Source organism: Lacunisphaera limnophila, assembly GCF_001746835.1.
Classification (GTDB): Bacteria; Verrucomicrobiota; Verrucomicrobiia; order Opitutales; family Opitutaceae; genus Lacunisphaera; species Lacunisphaera limnophila.
The window spans coordinates 91,326-108,837 of sequence record NZ_CP016094.1 but is presented as its reverse complement, the minus strand read 5'-3'; the positions used below and the strand labels follow the sequence as shown (position 1 = coordinate 108,837).

The window sequence follows — 17,512 nt, the reverse complement described above, 5'->3', positions numbered from 1 at the left end:
CCTTTAGAACTCATGAAACCGATTTTCCTTCTGCTCCTCCTCGTGCTCGGTGTGGGTCTCGCCCGCGCGGAGAAAGTCACCCTGCGCGTGGGCTATTTCCCCAACATCACCCACGCTCAGGGTGTGATCGGCAGTCATTCCACCCGGGAAAAACAGGGTTGGTTTGAACAGCGCCTGGGCCCGGACGTCGTCATCCAATGGTATGCCTTCAACGCCGGCCCGAGCGCCATGGAAGCGATCTTTGCCGGCTCCATCGACCTGACTTATGTTGGTCCCAATCCGGCGCTGAATGCTTTCATCCGTTCGCAAGGCGAGGAGATCCGGGTGCTGGCTGGCGCCACCCTGGGGGGCGCCGCGCTGGTCGTCCCGGGCGATGGCCGGATCACCGCCGTGAACCAGTTCAAGGGCCGGCGCGTGGCCACGCCCCAGCTCGGCAACACGCAGGACGTCGCGGCCCGCGCCTGGTTCAAGCAGCATGGATTCAAGGTCACGATGACCGGCGGTGACGTGCTGGTGCTCCCCACGCCCAATCCCGAGCAACTGTCGCTCTTTCAACAGGGCAAGTTCGACGCGGTCTGGACCGTGGAACCCTGGGTCTCGCGGCTGGAACTGGAGGCCGGGGGGCGGGTATTCCTGGAACAGACGGACGCCGTCACGACCGTCCTCGTCAGCAGCGTGAAGTTTTTGCGGACGCATCCGGACCTCGTGAACAAATTCAAGGCCGCCCATCAGGAACTCACCGTCTGGCTGAACGAGCACCCCGCCGAGGCCCGGGCCAAGGTTCGCGCCGGCCTGAGCGCCGAAATGAAGCGGGAGATGTCCGAGGCCATCGTGACCAGCGCCTGGCGGCGGTTGCAATTTTCCGACCAGGTGACGCAGAAGCAGTTTGAGGTCCTGGTCACCGAGGCCCAGGGTGTCGGGTTCCTGCGCAACGCCATCCCCCTCGACCGCCTGTTCTCCGGCCAGCCATGACCCTCGCAACCGAACTCCAAGCCCCGCCCTCGGCCCGTCTGGCCATCGAGAAAGTCTCGAAATGGTTCGAGACCTCGCGCGGGCCCGTGCATGCCATCGACAATGTGAGCCTGCAGGTCGCCGAGGGGGAGTTCGTGTGCCTGGTCGGGCCCAGCGGCTGCGGGAAATCCACCCTCCTGAACATGATTGCCGGGCTGGAAATGCCCGGCCAGGGCGGGGTTTCGGCGGCCGGGCAGCCGGTCAAGGGACCAAGCCGTGAGCGGATGATGATGTTTCAGGAATCAGCCCTCTTTCCCTGGCTCGATGCCTTCGGCAACGTCATGTTCAGCCTCAAGCGCAAGCCGGGGCTGACCGACAAGGAACGGCGCGACGTGGCCGACTACTACCTGAAGCTGGTGGGTCTGGAAAAATTCCGCCACGCCAACATCCACGAGCTTTCCGGCGGCATGAAGCAGCGCGTCGCCCTGGCCCGCGCCCTGGCCCCGAACCCGCGCGTGTTGCTGATGGACGAGCCCTTCGCCGCGCTCGACGCCATGACCCGCGAGCAGCTCTACGGCGACCTCCAGCGCATCTGGGAGCAGCGGCATGTCACCATCGTGTTTGTCACGCACAACGTGCGCGAGGCCGTCTGCCTCGGCGACCGGGTGGTGCTGTTCTCGCCGCATCCCGGCCGAATCCGCGAGGAGTTCAAGGTCGTCCTGCCCCGGCCCCGCGACATCAATAGCGTCGAGGTGGCGGGCTACGCCACGCGCATCACCCGGGCGCTCAAGGATCATATGGAACACGGAGCCGGCATCTGATGAAGCGCTTCCTTACCGCCGCCTTCTTTTTTGCGCTGCTGATCGCCGCCTGGCACTGGGCCTATGTCCGGCGCATCTGGTCGCCGGTCCTGGTGCCTTCCCCCGAAAGCGTGGTCCGCTACCTCTGGGAGATCGCCCTCGACGGATCGTTGTGGTCCAGCACGGTCGTCACGATGAAGCGCCTGCTGGCGGGCTACTTCATCGGGTTGCTCGCCGGGGTTCCGCTGGGGTTTCTGACCGCCCGGGTGCAGGCGCTGCGTGACACCCTCGGCGTGCTGGCCCTGGGTTTTCAGGGCCTGCCGAGCGTCTGCTGGGTGCCGCTGGCCTTGCTCTGGTTTGGCCAAACCGAGGGTGCCATGCTTTTCGTCGTGGTCATGGGCACGCTTTGGTCGGTGGTGCTGGCCACGGAAACCGGCGTGCGGAACGTGAACCCGATCTACATCCGGGCCGCCCGCACCATGGGCTCCAGCGGGGTTCACACCTGGGTGCACGTGATGCTGCCCGCCTCGCTGCCTTTCATCGTCAGCGGCATGAAGCAGGGTTGGGCCTTTGCCTGGCGGTCACTCATGGCCGCGGAGATCTACGTGACCATCCTGACCGGTTTCGGCCTGGGGCATCTGCTGCACTATGGCCGTGAATTGCACGCCATGGAGCAGGTCGTGGCCATCATGATGATCATCGTGCTCATCGGCCTGCTGACCGACAAAATCCTCTTCTCGCCCTTCGAGACCTTCCTCCACCGGCGCTGGGGCACCGAAAAGTGAGCGCTTAAGACAATTCCCGGGGTTGCACCCCGACTCCAACCGGCTAGTTTTCACCCTCCAGTCCAACCCAACCCACGACGATCATGGCCAAGATATACAACGACATCACCGAGACCATCGGCAACACCCCCCTCGTGCGGCTCAACCGCACCGCCGCCGCCCACGGGGCGCAGGCCGAGATCCTGCTCAAGCTCGAGTTCTTCAACCCCCTGTCCAGCGTCAAGGACCGCATCGGCTTCGCCATGATCGATGACGCGCTGAAGTCCGGCAAGATCACCAAGGACACCGTCCTGATCGAGCCCACCTCCGGCAACACCGGCATCGCCCTGGCCTTCGTGGCCGCCGCCAAAGGCCTCAAGCTCATCCTCACCATGCCGGAGACGATGAGTACCGAGCGCCGCAAGCTCCTGAAGGTCCTCGGCGCGCGCCTTGTCCTCACGGAAGGGCCCAAGGGCATGAAGGGCGCCATCGCCAAGGCCGAGGAACTGCAGGCCAAGATCAAGGGCTCGGTCATCCTCCAGCAATTTGCCAACCCGGCCAACCCCGCCATTCACCGCAAGACCACGGCCGAGGAGATCTGGAAGGACACCGACGGCAAGGTCGACTTCGTCGTCTCGGGCATCGGCACCGGCGGCACCATCACCGGCGTCGGCGAGGTCCTCAAGGCCAAGAACCCCGGCGTCAAGATCGTGGCCGTCGAGCCCGATGCCTCCCCGGTCCTCTCCGGCGGTGCCCCCGGCCCGCACAAGCTCCAGGGCATCGGCGCCGGCTTCGTGCCCGCGGTGCTCAACACCAAGGTCTACGACGAGGTGATCCGCGTGAAGGAAGCCGACTCCGGCCCCGTCTCCAAGCAGGTCAACCAGCTCGATGGCATCCCGATCGGCGTCTCCTCCGGCGCCGCCGTCTGGGCCGCCCTCCAGCTGGCCAAGCGGCCCGAGAACAAGGGCAAGCGGATCGTCGCCATCATCCCGTCGAGCAGCGAGCGCTACCTGTCCACGTGGCTCTTCGCGGACGTGAACGTCGAGAGCGATTCGATCGACGACCTGGTGGCGCCGGGTGCCTGAGGCACGCGAATTGTCTTTTGATCCAAGCCGGCACCTGCGAGTGCCGGCTTTTTTGTCGGGTCGGGCCTAGGTCCGGCCTCAGCGACGACACGACTGGAAAGACCACGGCGAGGTCGCCGTGGCTCCAGTGATGGGTGATCGGTGGGGTTCGGCCGCCCGGGGAAAGCCTTGCCCGGGGCGGGGCTTCTGCTTGCCTGCGGACCATGACATTCCTTCGTGCGGGTGGGGTCCTGGCGTTGTTGTTGGCGGTGGCTCGGGCGGCGGATCCGCGCCCGCTGCCGGACTGGCCCGCGGTCGAGGCGGAGACGCTGCAGCATTTCCAGGCCATCGTGCGGATGGACACCAGCGATCCCCCGGGCGGCGAAAAGCCCGTGGCCGACTACCTCCGCGAGGTGCTCACGGCCGAGGGCATCGAGGTCAAGGTCTTCGCCCTGGACCCCAACCGCCCCAACGTCGTCGCCCGGCTGCGGGGCACCGGCAAGAAGCCGCCGCTGCTGCTCATGGCGCACACCGACACGGTCAACATCGACCCAAAGAAGTGGACGCACCCGCCGTTCTCCGCCCACCGCGAAGACGGTTTCATCTACGGCCGCGGCACGGTCGACGACAAGGACAACGTCGCCATCAACCTCATGACGATGCTCCTGCTCAAGCGCAGCGGCGTCCCGTTGGACCGCGACGTGATCTTCCTGGCCGAGGCCGGCGAGGAGGGCTCGGTGCAATTCGGCATCGAGTTCATGGTGGAGAAGCATTTTGACGAGATCGCGGCCGAGTTCTGCCTGGCCGAGGGCGGCGGCGTGCGCCGCACCGGCGGCAAGGTCCAGTACGGCAGCGTGCAGACCACGGAGAAAATCCCCAACCGCCTGCGCCTCGTGGCCCGGGGCGTCGCCGGCCACGGGTCGGTGCCCCTGCGCTCCAACGCGGTGGTCCATCTCGCCAAGGCCATCGCCGCCGTCGCCGACTGGCGCACCGAGATGCGCCTCAACGAGACCACGCGGGCCTTCTTCGAGCGCCTCGCTGCCATCAGCCCGCCCGAGGAGGCTGTGCGCTACCAGAGCATCCTGCAGGGTGACGAGTCCGGCGCGGCGCAGGAGTACTTCGCCGTCAACGTGCCGTTCTACAATTCCATGATCCGGACCTCGATCTCGCCCAACATCATCACCGGCGGCTACCGGGTGAACGTCATCCCGTCCGAGGTCGAGGCCACGCTCGACGTGCGCGCGCTACCCGACGAGGACATGGCGGCCTTCCTTGAGCAGATGACGAAGGTGATCAACGACCCCGCGATCGAGATCCAGCGGGCCCCCGGTCATTCCCGGCCGGGCGCGCCGCCCTCACGGCTCAACACCGAAGCCTTCGAGGCGATCGAGGCTGGCATCCGGCGGCACTATGGCGTCATCACCCTGCCGACCATGAGCACGGGTGCGACCGACATGGCCTACCTCCGCCAGAAGGGCATCCAGTGTTTTGGCATCGGTCCCATGATCGACAGCGAGGACGGCCCGCGGGGCTTCGGCGCCCACAGCGACCAGGAACGTATTCTGGAGGAGGCCCTGCACCTGTTCCTGAAATTCAATTGGGACGTGGTGCTGGACCTGGCGGCGGCGCGGCCGTAGGCGCTGGCTTGAGGTGGAACCCGGCCTTCATCCTGCGCCAAGGCTACGGATGACAGGCTGGACCGGTTTGCAGTTGTAGAAGCCTGCAAGCAGGCTCCTACAAATGATCACCGGCGCTTGCCGAGCGCCGGAAATTTTTTCTCCGTCGCCTGGTACCAGCGGTAGAAGCTGACGGTGAAGGCCAGGCCGGCCACGCTCATGCCGATGAGCTTCATCATCGCGCCGGCGAGCAGCTGGTCGGCGGCGGCGGTGAGGGACGTGATGCGCGGGGCGTATTCGTAGGTCGGGTAAAGGACGTCCTGCGAGAAGGTGATATAGGCGAAGACCGGGGTCATGCCGATGAGCACGGCCGCGAGGTAGAGCATCTGCCAGCCGTAGGCGATGGGCGGGTATTCGCGGGACGGGCTCAGCAGGGGCCACCAGTAGAAGAGGGCGGCACCGAACATGGTGAAGTGCTCGAGGATGTGGATCGGGCGGATTTGGAGCGCCAGGTCGTAGAGCAGGGGCATGTGCCAGCCGGTGATGACCGCGGTGTAGGTGACGCCGCAGACCACCGGGTGGGTGAGGACGCGCAGGATCGGGCGCAGGCCGGCCCGGCCGGTGAGCGGGGAGACGAGCCAGTCGGGCAGGCCCAGGAGGATCAGGATGGCGGCCGGGTAGATGATCAGCTGGTGCTGCAGCATGTGGGCGCTGAGCAGGTAACGCTCGCCCAGCTGGTCGAGGGGCGAGCCCACGGCGAGGTAGAAGATGACCAGGCCCGCATAGAAGCGGACGGCGTGGCCGCGTGGGTAAGGGGATCCGGCAACCAGCTTCTCCCGCAACGGGCCCGTCAGGATGGCGTAGAGCCAGCCCAGGAAGATGAGCCCGCCGATGAGGATGGGTTCATTGTGCCAGTGGGTCCAATCGATCATGGGGATACAGGAGATACCAATGCAGGTTTGGCCACAAGAAGTCACAAAAATTCATGGCGGCAGGTCCAGGTATCAAGGCCGCTATCGCGGCACGTAATTTTCATCGCTGCCGCCCAGGGCCCGAGGGCGAGGGATCCGGGCGTGGGCTGCAGATCCCATGGGCGGTATTTGACTTGCGCGGTTAAATTCAGGGCTACCTTCTCCTCTTTCATGTCCGTGCCCCGGCCCATCTTGATTGTGCTCGCCCTGCTCGGGGCGGTGCTGGCCGGGTGGGGTGGTCTGATGCTGATTCTGGCCCGGCCCAAGGCGGCGGCCGGCTTGTCCCCCGGGGGCGCTCCGACCCCGCCGGTCGTGAGCCTCGCCTACGAGCCGCTAGCCATCGGCGCCCCGGCGGCCGAATTCGGCCGGCCCTGGGTGACGCACGTCCAGATCACGGATCTCGACCAGGACGGCCTGCCCGACGTGCTTTATTGCGAGGCCCAGAAAAATTCCGTGCGCTGGATCCGACAGAGCCCGCGGGGTACCTTTACCGAGCACATCATCGGCGAGGACATCCCCGGTCCGGCCCACGTCTGGGCGGCGGACGTGAACGGCACCGGCCGGCGCGACGTCCTGGTGGCGAGCATGGGCAAGATCCTCCCGACGAACGAGCGCATCGGCGCCATCGTGGTGCTCGAGAACCTGGACAACGCCCGCTTCCAGAAACGCGTCCTGGCCGACGGGCTGGCGCGCGTGACCGACCTGCGCGCGGCCAACCTGAAAGGCCATGCCGACGGCCGCCTCGACCTCGTGGCCGGGCAGTTTGGCTACGACCAGGGCGAGACCCGCTGGCTGGAAAACCTCGGCGGCTGGCGATTTGAGAGCCGGGTCGTGAACACGCAGTCCGGCTGTATCCACACCCCGGTGGCGGATTTTGATGGCGACGGCCGGCCCGACATCGCGGCCCTCATCACGCAGGAGTGGGAGGAGGTTCATCTCATCCAGAATCTCGGGAACGGGGCGTTCAAGGACCGCGTGCTCTGGGGCTCGACCAACGAGCAATACGGCGGCAGCGGGCTCACCGAGACCGACCTCAACCGGGACGGCCGGCCCGACCTGCTGTTCACCAACGGCGACGCGTTGGATTACCTCGGCCTGGGCGTGCGGCCCTGGTTCGGCCTGCAATGGCTCGAAAACCGCGGCGACGGGAATTTCAAGTTTCACCGTATCGGGGACATGCCCGGCGCCTTCGGCCCGAACGCAGCGGACCTCAACGGCGACGGTCACCTCGACGTGCTGGCGGTCAGCCCCTTTGCGGATTGGAACAAGCCGGATGCCGTTTCGCTCATGGCCTGGCTCAACGATGGCCGGCAGAATTTCACCCCGGTGGTCCTGGCCCGCCAGCCGACCCACCTGATCACCGCCACCGTCGGTGATCTCGACGGCAACGGGGTGCCGGTGATCGTGACCGGCGGCTTCCATGCGTTTCCGCCGTGGGAAAACATGAGCAGCGTCACCCTATGGCGAAGAAAGTAAACCGGCCTGGCCCCGCCGGCGGGGCGAAGCCTGCCGCCACGCTGCGTTGGCTCCCCGGGGCCTTGCTGGCGGCGTTGCTGCTCGGCGGGGGGATGGCCTATTGGGGGTCGCGCTCGGCGGGCGCGGCGGCGTGGGTCGACCGGCCGGCTTTGCCGGACTTGGCCGGCCGACCGGACGAACTGGGCCGGTTGCTCCGCGAGGCGCAGGCGAGGGTGGAGGCGGACGGGGGGACGGCGGCCAGCGTGGCGGCCCTGGGTCGGATTTATCATGCCAACTCCTTCCTCGCGGAGGCCGGCCGCTGCTGGACCTTCCTGCGGACGCTCGAACCGGCGGAGGCGCGCTGGGCCTATTATCTCGCCGATCTGGCCCGGATGCGGGCTGATGAGGTGGCGTTGCTTGCCGGGCTGGAGGAGACGGTCCGGCTCGCCCCCGACTACGCCCCGGCCTGGCTGGAACTGGCGGAATTGGAATTCAAGGCCGGCCGGCTCGACCGCGCGGAGCAGGCCTACCGCACGCGGGCGCGGCTGGTCCCCGGCGATCCCTACGCCGGCCTCGGACTGGCCCGGGTGGCCTTGCAGCAGGACCGGCGCGCGGAAGGCAAACGCCTGATCGAGGAAACCATCCGCCTGGCGCCGGATTTCCCCTCCAGCCGGAATTTCTATGCGGAGATCCTCGCCCAGGAGGGCGACGCAGCCGGCGCCGCCGACCAACGCTGGTTGGGCACGGTGGCCGGACGGTTTCGCGCGGCCGCGGACCCGTGGAAGGACGAGCTGAGGCCCGGGTGTTGCGATGTCGACCAGCTGGTGGTCTGGGGGGCGATCGACCTGCAGACGAAGTTTGGCGACCGGGGCCGGGCCTATTTTGAGCGGGCGGTGCAGATCGACCCGCAGAACCCGCAGGGCTTCGAGAATCTCGGCATGTTTCTGCTGGAGGCCGGTGAACCGGCCCGGGCCGCCGCGGTGCTGGAGCAGGGCAGCGCACTGCCGCGGGCCACGGAACTGCTATTCTCGTATCTGGGCGACGCCTACCTGGCCTTGCGCCAGCCGGAAAAGGCCCTGGCGACGGCCGAGCGAGGGCTGGGCCGGATGCCGGACTCCGGCCGGTTTCATAATCTGCGGGGCCTGGCCCTGGCGGCGAGTGAGCGGTCGGACGAGGCCTTGGCGGCATATCGGGAGGCCATGGCCCGAGCCCCGGGCTCGGCCGAACCGGTGGCCAACCAAGGGCTGTTGCTGCTGCGTCTCGGCCGGCGCGACGAGGGCGTGGCCAGCCTGAAACAGGCCCTTGAATTGCAACCGGGGCTGGCGAAGGCGGCCACGATGCTGGCCTATCTGGCCCTGGAGGCGGGCAACCTGCCGGCGGCGGCCACTTATGTCCTGCCGTATTACCGGCAGTTTCCCGGCCTGGCGAACGCGCGGTCCCTGATGGCGCGTTATCACCTGTTGACCGCCTTGGAGGCTGCGCGGCGCGGCGATCCGGCCGGGGTGGAGCAGGCCTGTCGCGCGGGCCTGGCGGCGGTGCCCGAGTCGCCCGAGTTGAACGGATTTCTCGGCGTGCACCTGTTGCAGCTGGGTCGGCTGGACGAAGCGCTGCCAGCCTTGGAGAAATCCTACCAGCTGCAGGCGACCGATCCGCGGGTGGCGCTGGCGTTGGGTGAGGCCTACGCCCGGATCAACCGGACGTCCGACGCCCGGCGGATCCTGGAGGCGGTCGCGGCGGAGGCACGGCGCCGCAACGATGCCGCCGTGGGCGGCCGGGTACAGGCAATGTTGGACCGGTTGCCCTGAGCCGCTTGTGGGCAGGGCACAAAAAAGCCGCACCGGTCAGGGTGCGGCGAGGGAGGCATGGGCTCCGACTCAGAACAGCAGCAGGCCGGCCGTGGCCGTGAGCGGGATGCTGGCCTGGGCGCCGAAGAGGTGCAGCAGGGCCCACAGCGTGAAGCCGGCCAGCACCAGTCCGATGAAGAACAGGATTGTGCAGAACACCTTGTCCCAGCGCAGGTGCATGAAATAGAAAATAACGGCGAGGAACTTGCCGGCGGAGAGCGTCAGCAGCGCGGTGACGACAACCCACTTGGCGAGGGGCAGGTAAATCAGCACGACCTCGATGCCGGTGACGACCGCCAGGATCATGGCGACCTGGATGTAGAAATGGAACTTGCTCGGCTCGTGGTGGCCGGCGTCGGCGTGAGTGGTGGCAGGGGCGGACATGGGAGGAAAGGGGATGAGAGACCTGAAACTTGAGACCCGAAAAGGAATCAGAGGTATTCGAGGAGGTAGACGGCGGTGAAGATGATGATCCAGACGATGTCGACGAAGTGCCAGTAGAGACCGATCGCCTCGATGTCGCCGGCGTTCTTTTCGCCGAACTCGACGGCGCCCGTGTCACGGCCGAGCCAGAAGGTCAGGGCGAGGGCGGCGGCGCCGACCGCCAGCGGGATGCCCGCTTCCTTGAAGAACTCCGCGGGGGCGAGGCCGTACACCATCTCAATGCCGCCGGGGACGAGCCAGATGAAGGAAACGCCCATCACCACGCAGACGGCGGCGAGGTGGACGAAGTTCTTCAGGAGACCGTTGCCGTGGGTGGGCTTGAAGGTGCGGACGTACATCATGCCCAGGAGCAGCACGCCGATGGCGACGTGGGTGCCGTGGGTGCCGGTGAGGGTGTAGAAGGTCGAGCCGAAGATGCTGTTCGAGAGCGTCATGTTGTACACATGGACGAAGTGCTCGAACTCGTAGACCTGGCCGCCGAGGAAGATGCAGCCGAAGAACATCGTGCCGAGCAGCATGGTGCGCGTGCTCTTGAGGTTGCCGCGCTGGATGGCGTTCACGGCGAGGGCCATGAGCAGCGACGACATGAGCAGGATGAACGTCGAGAACGACGTGAGCTCGATGTTGAAGACCTGGGTCGGGACCGCGTTGCCCGGGGGCGGGTTCAGGCGGTAGACGAGGTGGGTCGAGATCAGCGCGCCGAAGAACATGCAGTCCGAGGCGAGGAAGGCCCACCAAAGGAGCTTCTTGTTCGGAATGCCGGTCGACGTCGTGTGGTCGTGATGATGATCAATGGCGCCTGAGGCCGCGTGACTGCTCATGAGAAAAGGTGAGAGTTGAGAGCTGAGAGTTGAGGGTCAGCCGGCTTAGTGCGCGCCGCCGCGGGATTCCTTCACTTTGCCGTCCTTGTCGATGTGGAGATGGTAGCCGCCCGGGCCCTCGAGGGACCAGAGGTAGAGGCCGAGCACCATGATCACGCCGCCGGTGATGGCCAGCGGGAGGTGGGAGGCGAGTACCTGGTTGCCGAACATCGTGACCGGGTAGCGCAGCTGGGCGAAGTTGTAGGTGGCGATGAGCAGGCCGATCGAGGCGACGAGCGGGTACCAGGATTGGTCGGGCATGTGGATGCCGCCATGGGATTCCTCGGCCTGCATGTGGGCGGCCTTCTCCTTGGCGATCTCCTCCTTGTGGGTCTTCTCATACCACCAGCCGTCGCGGGCGTGGACGGTCGGGATGGCGTCGAAGTTGTGCTCCGGCGGGGGCGAGGGGATGGACCACTCGAGGGTGCGGGCGTCCCAGGGGTCGTTGCCGCACTTCTGGCCCTTGAAGAGGCTCCAGATGAGGACGGCGAAGTAGGTGAAGATGCCGACGCCGAGCAGGTAGGCGCCCCAGGTGGCGAACATGTTGCCTTGGTTCCAGCCCATGTTGGCGTCGTAGGTCCAGGTGCGGCGGGGCATGCCGTTCAGGCCGAGGAAGTGCATCGGGAAGAACGTGGCGTTGAAGCCGGTGAAGATGATCCAGAAGCTGAGCTTGCCCCAGAACTCGGGCACCATCCGGCCGAAGAACTTCGGGAACCAGAAGTGGATGGCAGCGAGCAGCGCGAAGGTGGCGCCGCCGATCAGCACGTAGTGGAAGTGGGCGATGACGAAGTAGCTGTCCTGCTGCTGGGCGTCGGCCGGGGCGGCGGAGTGCATGATGCCGGAGAAGCCGCCGAGCATGAACATCCAGATGAAGCCGAGGGCGAACAGCATGGGCGTGCGGGTGACGATGCGGCCGCCCCAGAGGGTGCCGATCCAGTTGAAGATCTTGACGCCGGTCGGCACCGCGATGGCCATGGTGGCGAGGGCGAAGGCGGCGGTGGCGATCGTGCCCATGCCGGTGGTGAACATGTGGTGGCTCCACACGCCGAAGCCGATGAAGCCGATGGCGACGCCGGAGAAGACCACGATCGGGTAGCCGAAGAGCGGCTTGCGCGAGAAGGTGGGCAGGATCTCGGAGACGTAGCCCATCGGGGGGAGGATCAGGATGTACACCTCGGGGTGGCCGAACACCCAGAACAGGTGCTGCCAGAGGATGGGCTGGCCGCCGCCGGAGACCTCGAAGAAGCTGGTGCCGAAGTTGCGGTCCATCATGACCTCGATCAGGGCGATGGCGATGGCGGGCAGGGCGAGGATGAGGAGAAAGCTGGTGACGAGCGACATCCAGACGAACACCGGCAGGCGCATCATGGTGAGGCCCGGGGCGCGCATGTTGATGATCGTGACGATGAAGTTCAGGGAGGCGACGATCGAGGAGAGGCCGAGGACCTGGAGGCCGAGCACCCAGAGGTCGGTCGAGATGTCAGGGGTGAAGATCTTGGAGGTGAGCGGGGCGTAGCCGAACCAGCCGATGTCCGGGGCGCCGCCGAAGCCCTTGAAGGCGTCGCTGAAGTGGGTCAGCCAGCCGACGTTCAGCAGGATGGCGCCGACGACCCAGACCCAGAGCGAGAAGGTGTTGAGGCGGGGGAAGGCGACGTCGCGCGCACCGATCATCAGCGGGATGAGCAGGTTGAAGAACGCGGCGTTCAGGGGCATGACCGCGAGGAAGATCATCGTGGTGCCGTGCATCGTGAACAGCTCGTTGTAGAGCTGGGCGCTGATGAAGCGGTTGTTCGGCACCATGAGCTGGGTGCGGATCATGAGGGCCTCCAGGCCGCCGATGAGGAAGAACATGATGGCGAAGCCGCCGTACATCATGCCGATCTTCTTGTGATCGACGGTGGTCAGCCAGCCCACGAGGCCGGTCTTGGCGGTGGGGCGGGCGATGAGCTCGAAGGTCTGCTTCGGGGCAGCGGGGGCGTGCGGCTTGCCCGTGTAGTCGGATTTGGCGATGGCTTGGGCCATGGGAGGAGAGAGTGGGAGGGAAAGGGAGAGGGAGGGGGAGTGGGGTGAGAAGGAAGCGTGTTTTCGGGTCAGGACCCTGGCACTTTCACTCTCACCTTTTCCTTACTTCAGGCTGTGGAGGTAGGCGACCAGGGCGTCGATCTCGGTGTCCGTGAGGGTGAACTTCGGCTGCTTGGTCTGCACGTCGATGTAACCGCCATGGTACATCTTGTTGCCGGGTTTGAAGAACTCGGGGTCCTTGATCCACTGGTGGAGGCGCTCGGCGGAATTCTCGAGGACGCCGGCGGCGATCGAGGTGCGGGCGCCGACATGGGTGAGGTCAGGGCCGGTGATGCCGATGCCCTCATGGCCGCGGACGGTATGGCAGGTGATGCAGGTCTTGTCGGCGAAAAGCTTGCGGCCGGTGGCGATCAGGCCGGCGTCCTCGCCGGCATCGAGCCGTTGCTTGGCCTGCCAGCCCGCGAACGGGTCGGTATCGAACTGCGGGGAGCTGCCGAAGGTGCTGCCGGGGCTGGTGCTGCTCAGGCCGGCGAACGAGGCCTTGGGCTGCTCGTTCACCGTGGCGGCGGCGAGGGACTGGGCCGTGACGGTGCGGGCGGCCTGCTTCTGGTTCTCGACCCACTTCACGTAGTCGGAGAGCGAAAGGGCGATGACGCGGAATTTCATGATGGCGTGCGACTCGCCGCAATACTCGGCGCACTGGCCGTAGAAGTAGCCGGGCTTGTCCGCCTTGAACCAGAGGTGGTTGGCGCGGTTGGGCATCATGTCCACCTTGCCGGCCAGCTTCGGGATCCAGAAGCTGTGGATGACGTCGATGGTGCGGAGGTTGACGCGGACCGGGGTGCCGGCCGGGACGACCAGCTCGTTGCCCGTGACGAGGGGCGCCTCGCCGCCGAAGGGCTGGGCGACCATCTCGGAAGGATACTCAAACTTGAACCACCACTGGTAGCCGGTGGCGTTGATCTCGATCGCGCTTCCTTTTTCCGCCTCGGGGACGTCGTGGGTGTACCAGATGCCCTGGACGGTGGGGATGGCGATGATGACGAGGAGGGCGACGGAGCCGGCGATGAGGCCGATCTCGACGAAGGGATTGCCGTGGCCGGCCTCGGCGGGCACCTCGGCGTGTTCGTCGGCCTCGGACTTGGCGCGGAACTTGATCTGCGCGTAGGCGAGGACGGCGCCGGTGATGACGAAGATAAACGTGGTCACGTAGACGGTGACCATGAAGAGGTCCCACTGCGTCTTGGCCACGGGACCGGCGGTCACCATGGTGGACTGGGGGCCGCTGAGGCTGAAGACCTCGGCCAGTTTGCAGCCCGAGAGGAGCAGGAGGGCGAGGCCGGCGGCGAGGACGGCGGTGTAACGCAAAAGGGGGCGGGTGGCGGAGCGTGTGCGGGTCATGTGTAACAGTGGCGGCATCAGCGGTGTGCGCTGCGTCAAGTGTATCGGGGCAGGCTTCGCATATTGCTGGTCATTTCAACAACAAAACTGTGCATCCATTGACCCCCACCTCGGGCTATAATCATCGGCGGTTCCGCGCATAAGTTTAGTAGCAAACCGAGCTAAGCGATTGCGCGATTCACCAGGCTGTGCATTTTGCCCCCACCATGAAGAAAATCCACGCTTTCCCCCTCCTCTTGTGCGCCCTGGTCCTCACCGGTTGTGGCAAGAAGGAAGAGACCACCGCCGCCGCCCCGGCCGCCTCCAGCGCGACCCCGACTGCCCCCGCCGCCCCGGCCCCCGCCGTGATCGAGATCACCGCCAACGACAGCATGAAGTTCAACCTGACCCGGTTCGAGGTCACCGCCGGCCAGGACGTGAAGGTCATCTTCACCAACCTGGGCACCATGCCCAAGGTCGCCATGGGCCACAACCTGATCATCCTGAAGAAGGATGCCGACGTGAAGGCCTACGCCGATGCCGCCGTGATGGCCGCCGCCACCGAGTACGCCCCCGCGGCCAAGGCCGATCAGGTCATCGCGCACACGAAGCTCCTCGGGCCCAAGCAGAGCGACGAAATCACCTTCAAGGCCCCCACCGAGCCCGGTGAGTACCCCTTCCTCTGCTCCTTCCCGGCCCACTTCCTGTCGGGCATGAAGGGCGTGATGGTGGTGAAGTAAGCTCATTCGTGCCCTTGGGTGGGAGCGAGCTTGCTCGCGAAAGCTTCGAAGCCGGGCCTTTGGCCCGGCTTTTTTAGTTGTAGGGCGGGGTCGCCGAACCCCGCCTCCGTTCGGTCACCATGCCGTGTGCGTGGCGGGGTTGCTTCGCCATCTACGCCAAGCCTCCGTCGGCGACCCCGCCCTACAAATTGCCCCGTCCTTGGAGCGCGGGCGACCTCGCCCGCGGGTTCGCACCTCACCCCGCCGGCGTGGCCGGCCACCACTGGTAGAGGAAGAAATAGACCAGCACGCCGGTCACGGACACGTACAACCAGAGCGGAAACGTGATCTTGGCCCAGCGCTTGTGGCGTTCGAAATCGCCCTTGAGGGCGATGGCGAAGGTCTTGGGCACGAGGTAGGCGATGGCGATGGCCAGCACGATGTGCGTGAGCAGCATCGTGTAGTAGATCCCGCGCAAGGCCGGGCTCTCGGCGCCGAAGGGCGTGTGCACGCCCCGGACCAGGATCTTGTGGGCCACGTAGCCGACGAGGAAGAGGGCCGACACGACGCCGGCCGAAAGCATCACGGCGCGGTGCGCCTCACGTTTGCCCTGCTTGATGAGCACGTAGCCGGCGCTGATCAGCACGGTGGCCGTGGCGTTGAGCGCGGCATTGAAGGTGGGGATGTCTTGGACGGTCATGGGAGGGAGGGGTGGGCGCCGGCACGCGGGCGCCTACAGTTTGAAAATCATCCGGTCGGCCACGAGCGCGGTCAGCAGCAGCGGCAGGTAGGCGATGGAAATCAGGAACACGCGGCGGGCCAGCGTCTCACGCTTCGCCGGGTCGAGGAATAGGAAGGCCGCGCGCAGGAACCATAGGCCGAGAAGGGCGGCGGCCGTGCCATAGTACCAGGTGCAATAGCCGAGCAGCGTCGGCATCAGGCTGGAGGCGACCAGCAACACGGTCCAGATGAAGGTCCAGCGCGAGACCTTGCGGCCGCTCGGGTCCACCACGGAGAGCATGGGCATGCCGGCGGCGGCGTAGTCCTTGCGGTAGGTCCAGGCGAGGGCGAAGAAATGCGGCATCTGCCAGGTGAAGAGGATGGCGAACATCGTCCAGCCCAGCGCGGGATTCGAGCGGCCGGCGGCGGCCCAGCCGATGAGCGGGGGCAGGGCGCCGCTGATCGCGCCGAGCTCGGTGTTCCACCGCGACCAGCGCTTGGCCGGCGTATAGATCGCGAGGTAGGCGACGATGGTGGCGAGGGCGAGGAAGGCCGACATCCCGTTCACCAGCTTGAACAACACGGCGAGGCCGGCGATGCACAGCACCCAACCGACAACAAACGCCGAGCCGGGCATGATGATGCCGGCCGGAATCGGGCGGCCGGCGGTGCGCTGCATCTTGGCGTCGGTGTCGCCCTCCATCCACATGTTGAGGGCGGCCACGCCGCCCGCGCACAGCGCCGTGCCGAGCACGACCAGCAGGGTACGCTTCAAATCCCAGTAAGAGTAGGGGACCGCCGCCAGGTAGCCGACCATGGCGGTGATCACCGACATGAAGCTCAGACGCGGCTTGGTCAGCTCGAGATAATGCCGCCAGGTCGCCTGGGGGGCTTCGGTCAGGGACGGGGTGGCGGTGTCGGTCATGCGGTGCGGCCCTCGACGGAATCACGCCGCGTGAGGAAAACCACCACAAAAGTCGTCGCCAGCGTCAGCGCCCCGATCACCACGTGCCCGGTGGTCATCGTCACGCTCCGGCCCGTCCAGATGATCTTGGCCCCGAGGAAAATCTGCAGGGCCACCAGCGCGATCAGCACCAGGCTGCCGCCCCGCACCAGCGGGTGGAGGGTCTTTTCCCGCCAGAGGAAGTGGCCGTACACCGCCACCCCGAGACCGATCAGCGCGGCCATCACGCGGTGGGTGAACTGCAGGGCCACGCGGTAATCCCAGGCCGCCGGGAGCAGGGCGCCGTCGGGCGTGGAGAGCGGGAAGGTGGGGATGACCATGCCGGCGTAGTTGTGGCGCATGGTCACGGCCACGCCGAGCTGGACGAAGAGCAGCACCATGCACCACCAGCCCAGCGCGCGCACGCGCGGGCCGGCCTGGCCGAGGGTGTTCTCGATCCACGGACGCGACAACCCCGCGACGATGGCGAAGAGCACGCACACATAGACCTGAGCCAGCATGCCGTGGGGCAGGCGCAGCATCTGGCCGAGGGTCATGTCGAAACCCGGCACGCCAATGGTGTCGAGCAGCACGCGCTTGCCGCCGATCAGGCCCTGGAAAATCACGATGCCGAGCGCCCACCAGCCGAGCCGGCGGAGCCAGCGGCGCTCCTCCCGCAGGTGGAGCCAGACGGCGAGCCCGATGGTGACGAGGCCCATGACGGCGCCGGAGAGGCGGTGCGAGTGCTCGGCGAACTTGTCCAGCTCAGTCAGCCAGCCCGGGGGGTTGACCGAGCCGTTGGACAGGGGCCAGTCGGGGAAGGCCATGCCGGCGCCGATCGTGGTGGTCAGGGCGCCGAGCGCCACGAGCACGAAGACCCAGAGGCTGCCGAGGGCGGCGAACCAGGCGAGGGCGGGCTTGTAGGTGGGGGTGCGGGACATCAGGCGGGATGATGACGT

The 17,512-nt window shown here is 66.4% G+C and carries 16 protein-coding genes; 8 read left to right on the top strand and 8 right to left on the bottom strand.

Annotation, left to right across the window (positions count from 1 at the left end; all coding sequences use genetic code 11):
- The first annotated feature begins 12 nt into the window (after window positions 1–12).
- From Verru16B_RS00490 to Verru16B_RS00470, 5 genes are all read left to right on the top strand, one after another.
- A complete protein-coding gene (locus Verru16B_RS00490; protein WP_069960454.1) occupies window positions 13–972 on the top strand; it encodes an ABC transporter substrate-binding protein in 960 nt (319 codons plus the stop codon).
- The gene (locus tag Verru16B_RS00485) at window positions 969–1,772 is read left to right on the top strand and encodes an ABC transporter ATP-binding protein (RefSeq protein ID WP_069960453.1); all 804 of its coding nucleotides are present in this window, start codon (window positions 969–971) and stop codon (window positions 1,770–1,772) included. Before Verru16B_RS00490 ends, Verru16B_RS00485 begins: the two co-directional genes overlap by 4 nt.
- Window positions 1,772–2,536 carry an ABC transporter permease gene (locus Verru16B_RS00480; RefSeq protein WP_069960452.1) on the top strand — a complete coding sequence of 255 codons (765 nt, stop codon included), beginning with the start codon at window positions 1,772–1,774 and terminating at the stop codon, window positions 2,534–2,536. Before Verru16B_RS00485 ends, Verru16B_RS00480 begins: the two co-directional genes overlap by 1 nt.
- An 83-nt stretch (window positions 2,537–2,619) precedes the next feature.
- Window positions 2,620–3,600 (top strand): cysteine synthase A, encoded by a 981-nt coding sequence (cysK, locus tag Verru16B_RS00475; RefSeq protein WP_069960451.1) that lies wholly within the window; start codon window positions 2,620–2,622, stop codon window positions 3,598–3,600.
- A 203-nt stretch (window positions 3,601–3,803) separates the two neighbouring features.
- Window positions 3,804–5,216 carry a M20/M25/M40 family metallo-hydrolase gene (locus Verru16B_RS00470; protein ID WP_069960450.1) on the top strand — a complete coding sequence of 471 codons (1,413 nt, stop codon included), beginning with the start codon at window positions 3,804–3,806 and terminating at the stop codon, window positions 5,214–5,216.
- A 107-nt stretch (window positions 5,217–5,323) separates the two neighbouring features.
- Here Verru16B_RS00470 and Verru16B_RS00465 read toward each other — a convergent pair whose 3' ends face one another.
- Entirely contained in the window at window positions 5,324–6,127 is an 804-nt protein-coding gene (locus Verru16B_RS00465; RefSeq protein ID WP_069960449.1) for a cytochrome c oxidase assembly protein, read from the bottom strand.
- Window positions 6,128–6,337: 210 nt separating this feature from the next.
- Between Verru16B_RS00465 and Verru16B_RS00455 the strand changes: the two genes are divergently transcribed.
- Both Verru16B_RS00455 and Verru16B_RS00450 read left to right on the top strand, forming a co-directional pair.
- Window positions 6,338–7,642 carry an FG-GAP repeat domain-containing protein gene (locus Verru16B_RS00455; protein WP_069960447.1) on the top strand — a complete coding sequence of 435 codons (1,305 nt, stop codon included), beginning with the start codon at window positions 6,338–6,340 and terminating at the stop codon, window positions 7,640–7,642.
- Window positions 7,627–9,426: a tetratricopeptide repeat protein gene (locus tag Verru16B_RS00450; RefSeq protein ID WP_069960446.1), complete on the top strand. Its 1,800-nt coding sequence runs from the start codon at window positions 7,627–7,629 to the stop codon at window positions 9,424–9,426. Before Verru16B_RS00455 ends, Verru16B_RS00450 begins: the two co-directional genes overlap by 16 nt.
- A gap of 69 nt (window positions 9,427–9,495) precedes the next feature.
- Here the strand turns inward: Verru16B_RS00450 and Verru16B_RS00445 are convergent, their stop codons facing one another.
- The 4 genes from Verru16B_RS00445 to coxB all read right to left on the bottom strand — a co-directional run bounded on the left by Verru16B_RS00445 (window position 9,496) and on the right by coxB (window position 14,192).
- Window positions 9,496–9,849, bottom strand: coding sequence for a cytochrome C oxidase subunit IV family protein (locus tag Verru16B_RS00445; RefSeq protein WP_069960445.1), 354 nt, complete (start codon window positions 9,847–9,849; stop codon window positions 9,496–9,498).
- A gap of 47 nt (window positions 9,850–9,896) precedes the next feature.
- Entirely contained in the window at window positions 9,897–10,730 is an 834-nt protein-coding gene (locus tag Verru16B_RS00440; protein WP_069960444.1) for a cytochrome c oxidase subunit 3, read from the bottom strand.
- A 45-nt stretch (window positions 10,731–10,775) separates the two neighbouring features.
- Window positions 10,776–12,791 carry a cytochrome c oxidase subunit I gene (gene ctaD, locus Verru16B_RS00435; protein WP_069960443.1) on the bottom strand — a complete coding sequence of 672 codons (2,016 nt, stop codon included), beginning with the start codon at window positions 12,789–12,791 and terminating at the stop codon, window positions 10,776–10,778.
- Window positions 12,792–12,893: 102 nt separating this feature from the next.
- Window positions 12,894–14,192, bottom strand: a complete 1,299-nt coding sequence (gene coxB, locus Verru16B_RS00430; protein ID WP_069960442.1) for a cytochrome c oxidase subunit II — start codon at window positions 14,190–14,192, stop codon at window positions 12,894–12,896.
- 206 nt (window positions 14,193–14,398) lie between these two features.
- Between coxB and Verru16B_RS00425 the strand changes: the two genes are divergently transcribed.
- Entirely contained in the window at window positions 14,399–14,911 is a 513-nt protein-coding gene (locus tag Verru16B_RS00425; RefSeq protein WP_069960441.1) for a plastocyanin/azurin family copper-binding protein, read from the top strand.
- Between the two features lie 235 nt (window positions 14,912–15,146).
- Here Verru16B_RS00425 and Verru16B_RS00420 read toward each other — a convergent pair whose 3' ends face one another.
- From Verru16B_RS00420 to Verru16B_RS00410, 3 genes are read right to left on the bottom strand one after another with little or no spacing between them, the layout of a single operon-like run.
- Entirely contained in the window at window positions 15,147–15,590 is a 444-nt protein-coding gene (locus tag Verru16B_RS00420) for a DUF420 domain-containing protein (RefSeq protein ID WP_069960440.1), read from the bottom strand.
- 33 nt (window positions 15,591–15,623) lie between these two features.
- A complete protein-coding gene (cyoE, locus tag Verru16B_RS00415) occupies window positions 15,624–16,535 on the bottom strand; it encodes a heme o synthase (RefSeq protein ID WP_069960439.1) in 912 nt (303 codons plus the stop codon).
- Window positions 16,532–17,494, bottom strand: a complete 963-nt coding sequence (locus Verru16B_RS00410) for a COX15/CtaA family protein (protein ID WP_069963527.1) — start codon at window positions 17,492–17,494, stop codon at window positions 16,532–16,534. The genes cyoE and Verru16B_RS00410 overlap by 4 nt, the downstream gene beginning before the upstream one ends.
- Window positions 17,495–17,512: the final 18 nt, after the last annotated feature.

What these genes read in the sequence shown, in the direction of transcription:
- cyoE (WP_069960439.1), bottom strand. Translation starts at nt 16,535, where the DNA reads ATGACCGACACCGCCACCCCGTCCCTGACCGAAGCCCCCCAGGCGACC.
- Verru16B_RS00470 (WP_069960450.1), top strand. Translation starts at nt 3,804, where the DNA reads ATGACATTCCTTCGTGCGGGTGGGGTCCTGGCGTTGTTGTTGGCGGTG.
- Verru16B_RS00425 (WP_069960441.1), top strand. Translation starts at nt 14,399, where the DNA reads ATGAAGAAAATCCACGCTTTCCCCCTCCTCTTGTGCGCCCTGGTCCTC.
- Verru16B_RS00410 (WP_069963527.1), bottom strand. Translation starts at nt 17,494, where the DNA reads ATGTCCCGCACCCCCACCTACAAGCCCGCCCTCGCCTGGTTCGCCGCC.
- Verru16B_RS00465 (WP_069960449.1), bottom strand. Translation starts at nt 6,127, where the DNA reads ATGATCGATTGGACCCACTGGCACAATGAACCCATCCTCATCGGCGGG.
- Verru16B_RS00490 (WP_069960454.1), top strand. Translation starts at nt 13, where the DNA reads ATGAAACCGATTTTCCTTCTGCTCCTCCTCGTGCTCGGTGTGGGTCTC.
- Verru16B_RS00420 (WP_069960440.1), bottom strand. Translation starts at nt 15,590, where the DNA reads ATGACCGTCCAAGACATCCCCACCTTCAATGCCGCGCTCAACGCCACG.
- Verru16B_RS00480 (WP_069960452.1), top strand. Translation starts at nt 1,772, where the DNA reads ATGAAGCGCTTCCTTACCGCCGCCTTCTTTTTTGCGCTGCTGATCGCC.
- Verru16B_RS00450 (WP_069960446.1), top strand. Translation starts at nt 7,627, where the DNA reads ATGGCGAAGAAAGTAAACCGGCCTGGCCCCGCCGGCGGGGCGAAGCCT.
- ctaD (WP_069960443.1), bottom strand. Translation starts at nt 12,791, where the DNA reads ATGGCCCAAGCCATCGCCAAATCCGACTACACGGGCAAGCCGCACGCC.
- coxB (WP_069960442.1), bottom strand. Translation starts at nt 14,192, where the DNA reads ATGACCCGCACACGCTCCGCCACCCGCCCCCTTTTGCGTTACACCGCC.
- Verru16B_RS00440 (WP_069960444.1), bottom strand. Translation starts at nt 10,730, where the DNA reads ATGAGCAGTCACGCGGCCTCAGGCGCCATTGATCATCATCACGACCAC.
- cysK (WP_069960451.1), top strand. Translation starts at nt 2,620, where the DNA reads ATGGCCAAGATATACAACGACATCACCGAGACCATCGGCAACACCCCC.
- Verru16B_RS00455 (WP_069960447.1), top strand. Translation starts at nt 6,338, where the DNA reads ATGTCCGTGCCCCGGCCCATCTTGATTGTGCTCGCCCTGCTCGGGGCG.
- Verru16B_RS00445 (WP_069960445.1), bottom strand. Translation starts at nt 9,849, where the DNA reads ATGTCCGCCCCTGCCACCACTCACGCCGACGCCGGCCACCACGAGCCG.
- Verru16B_RS00485 (WP_069960453.1), top strand. Translation starts at nt 969, where the DNA reads ATGACCCTCGCAACCGAACTCCAAGCCCCGCCCTCGGCCCGTCTGGCC.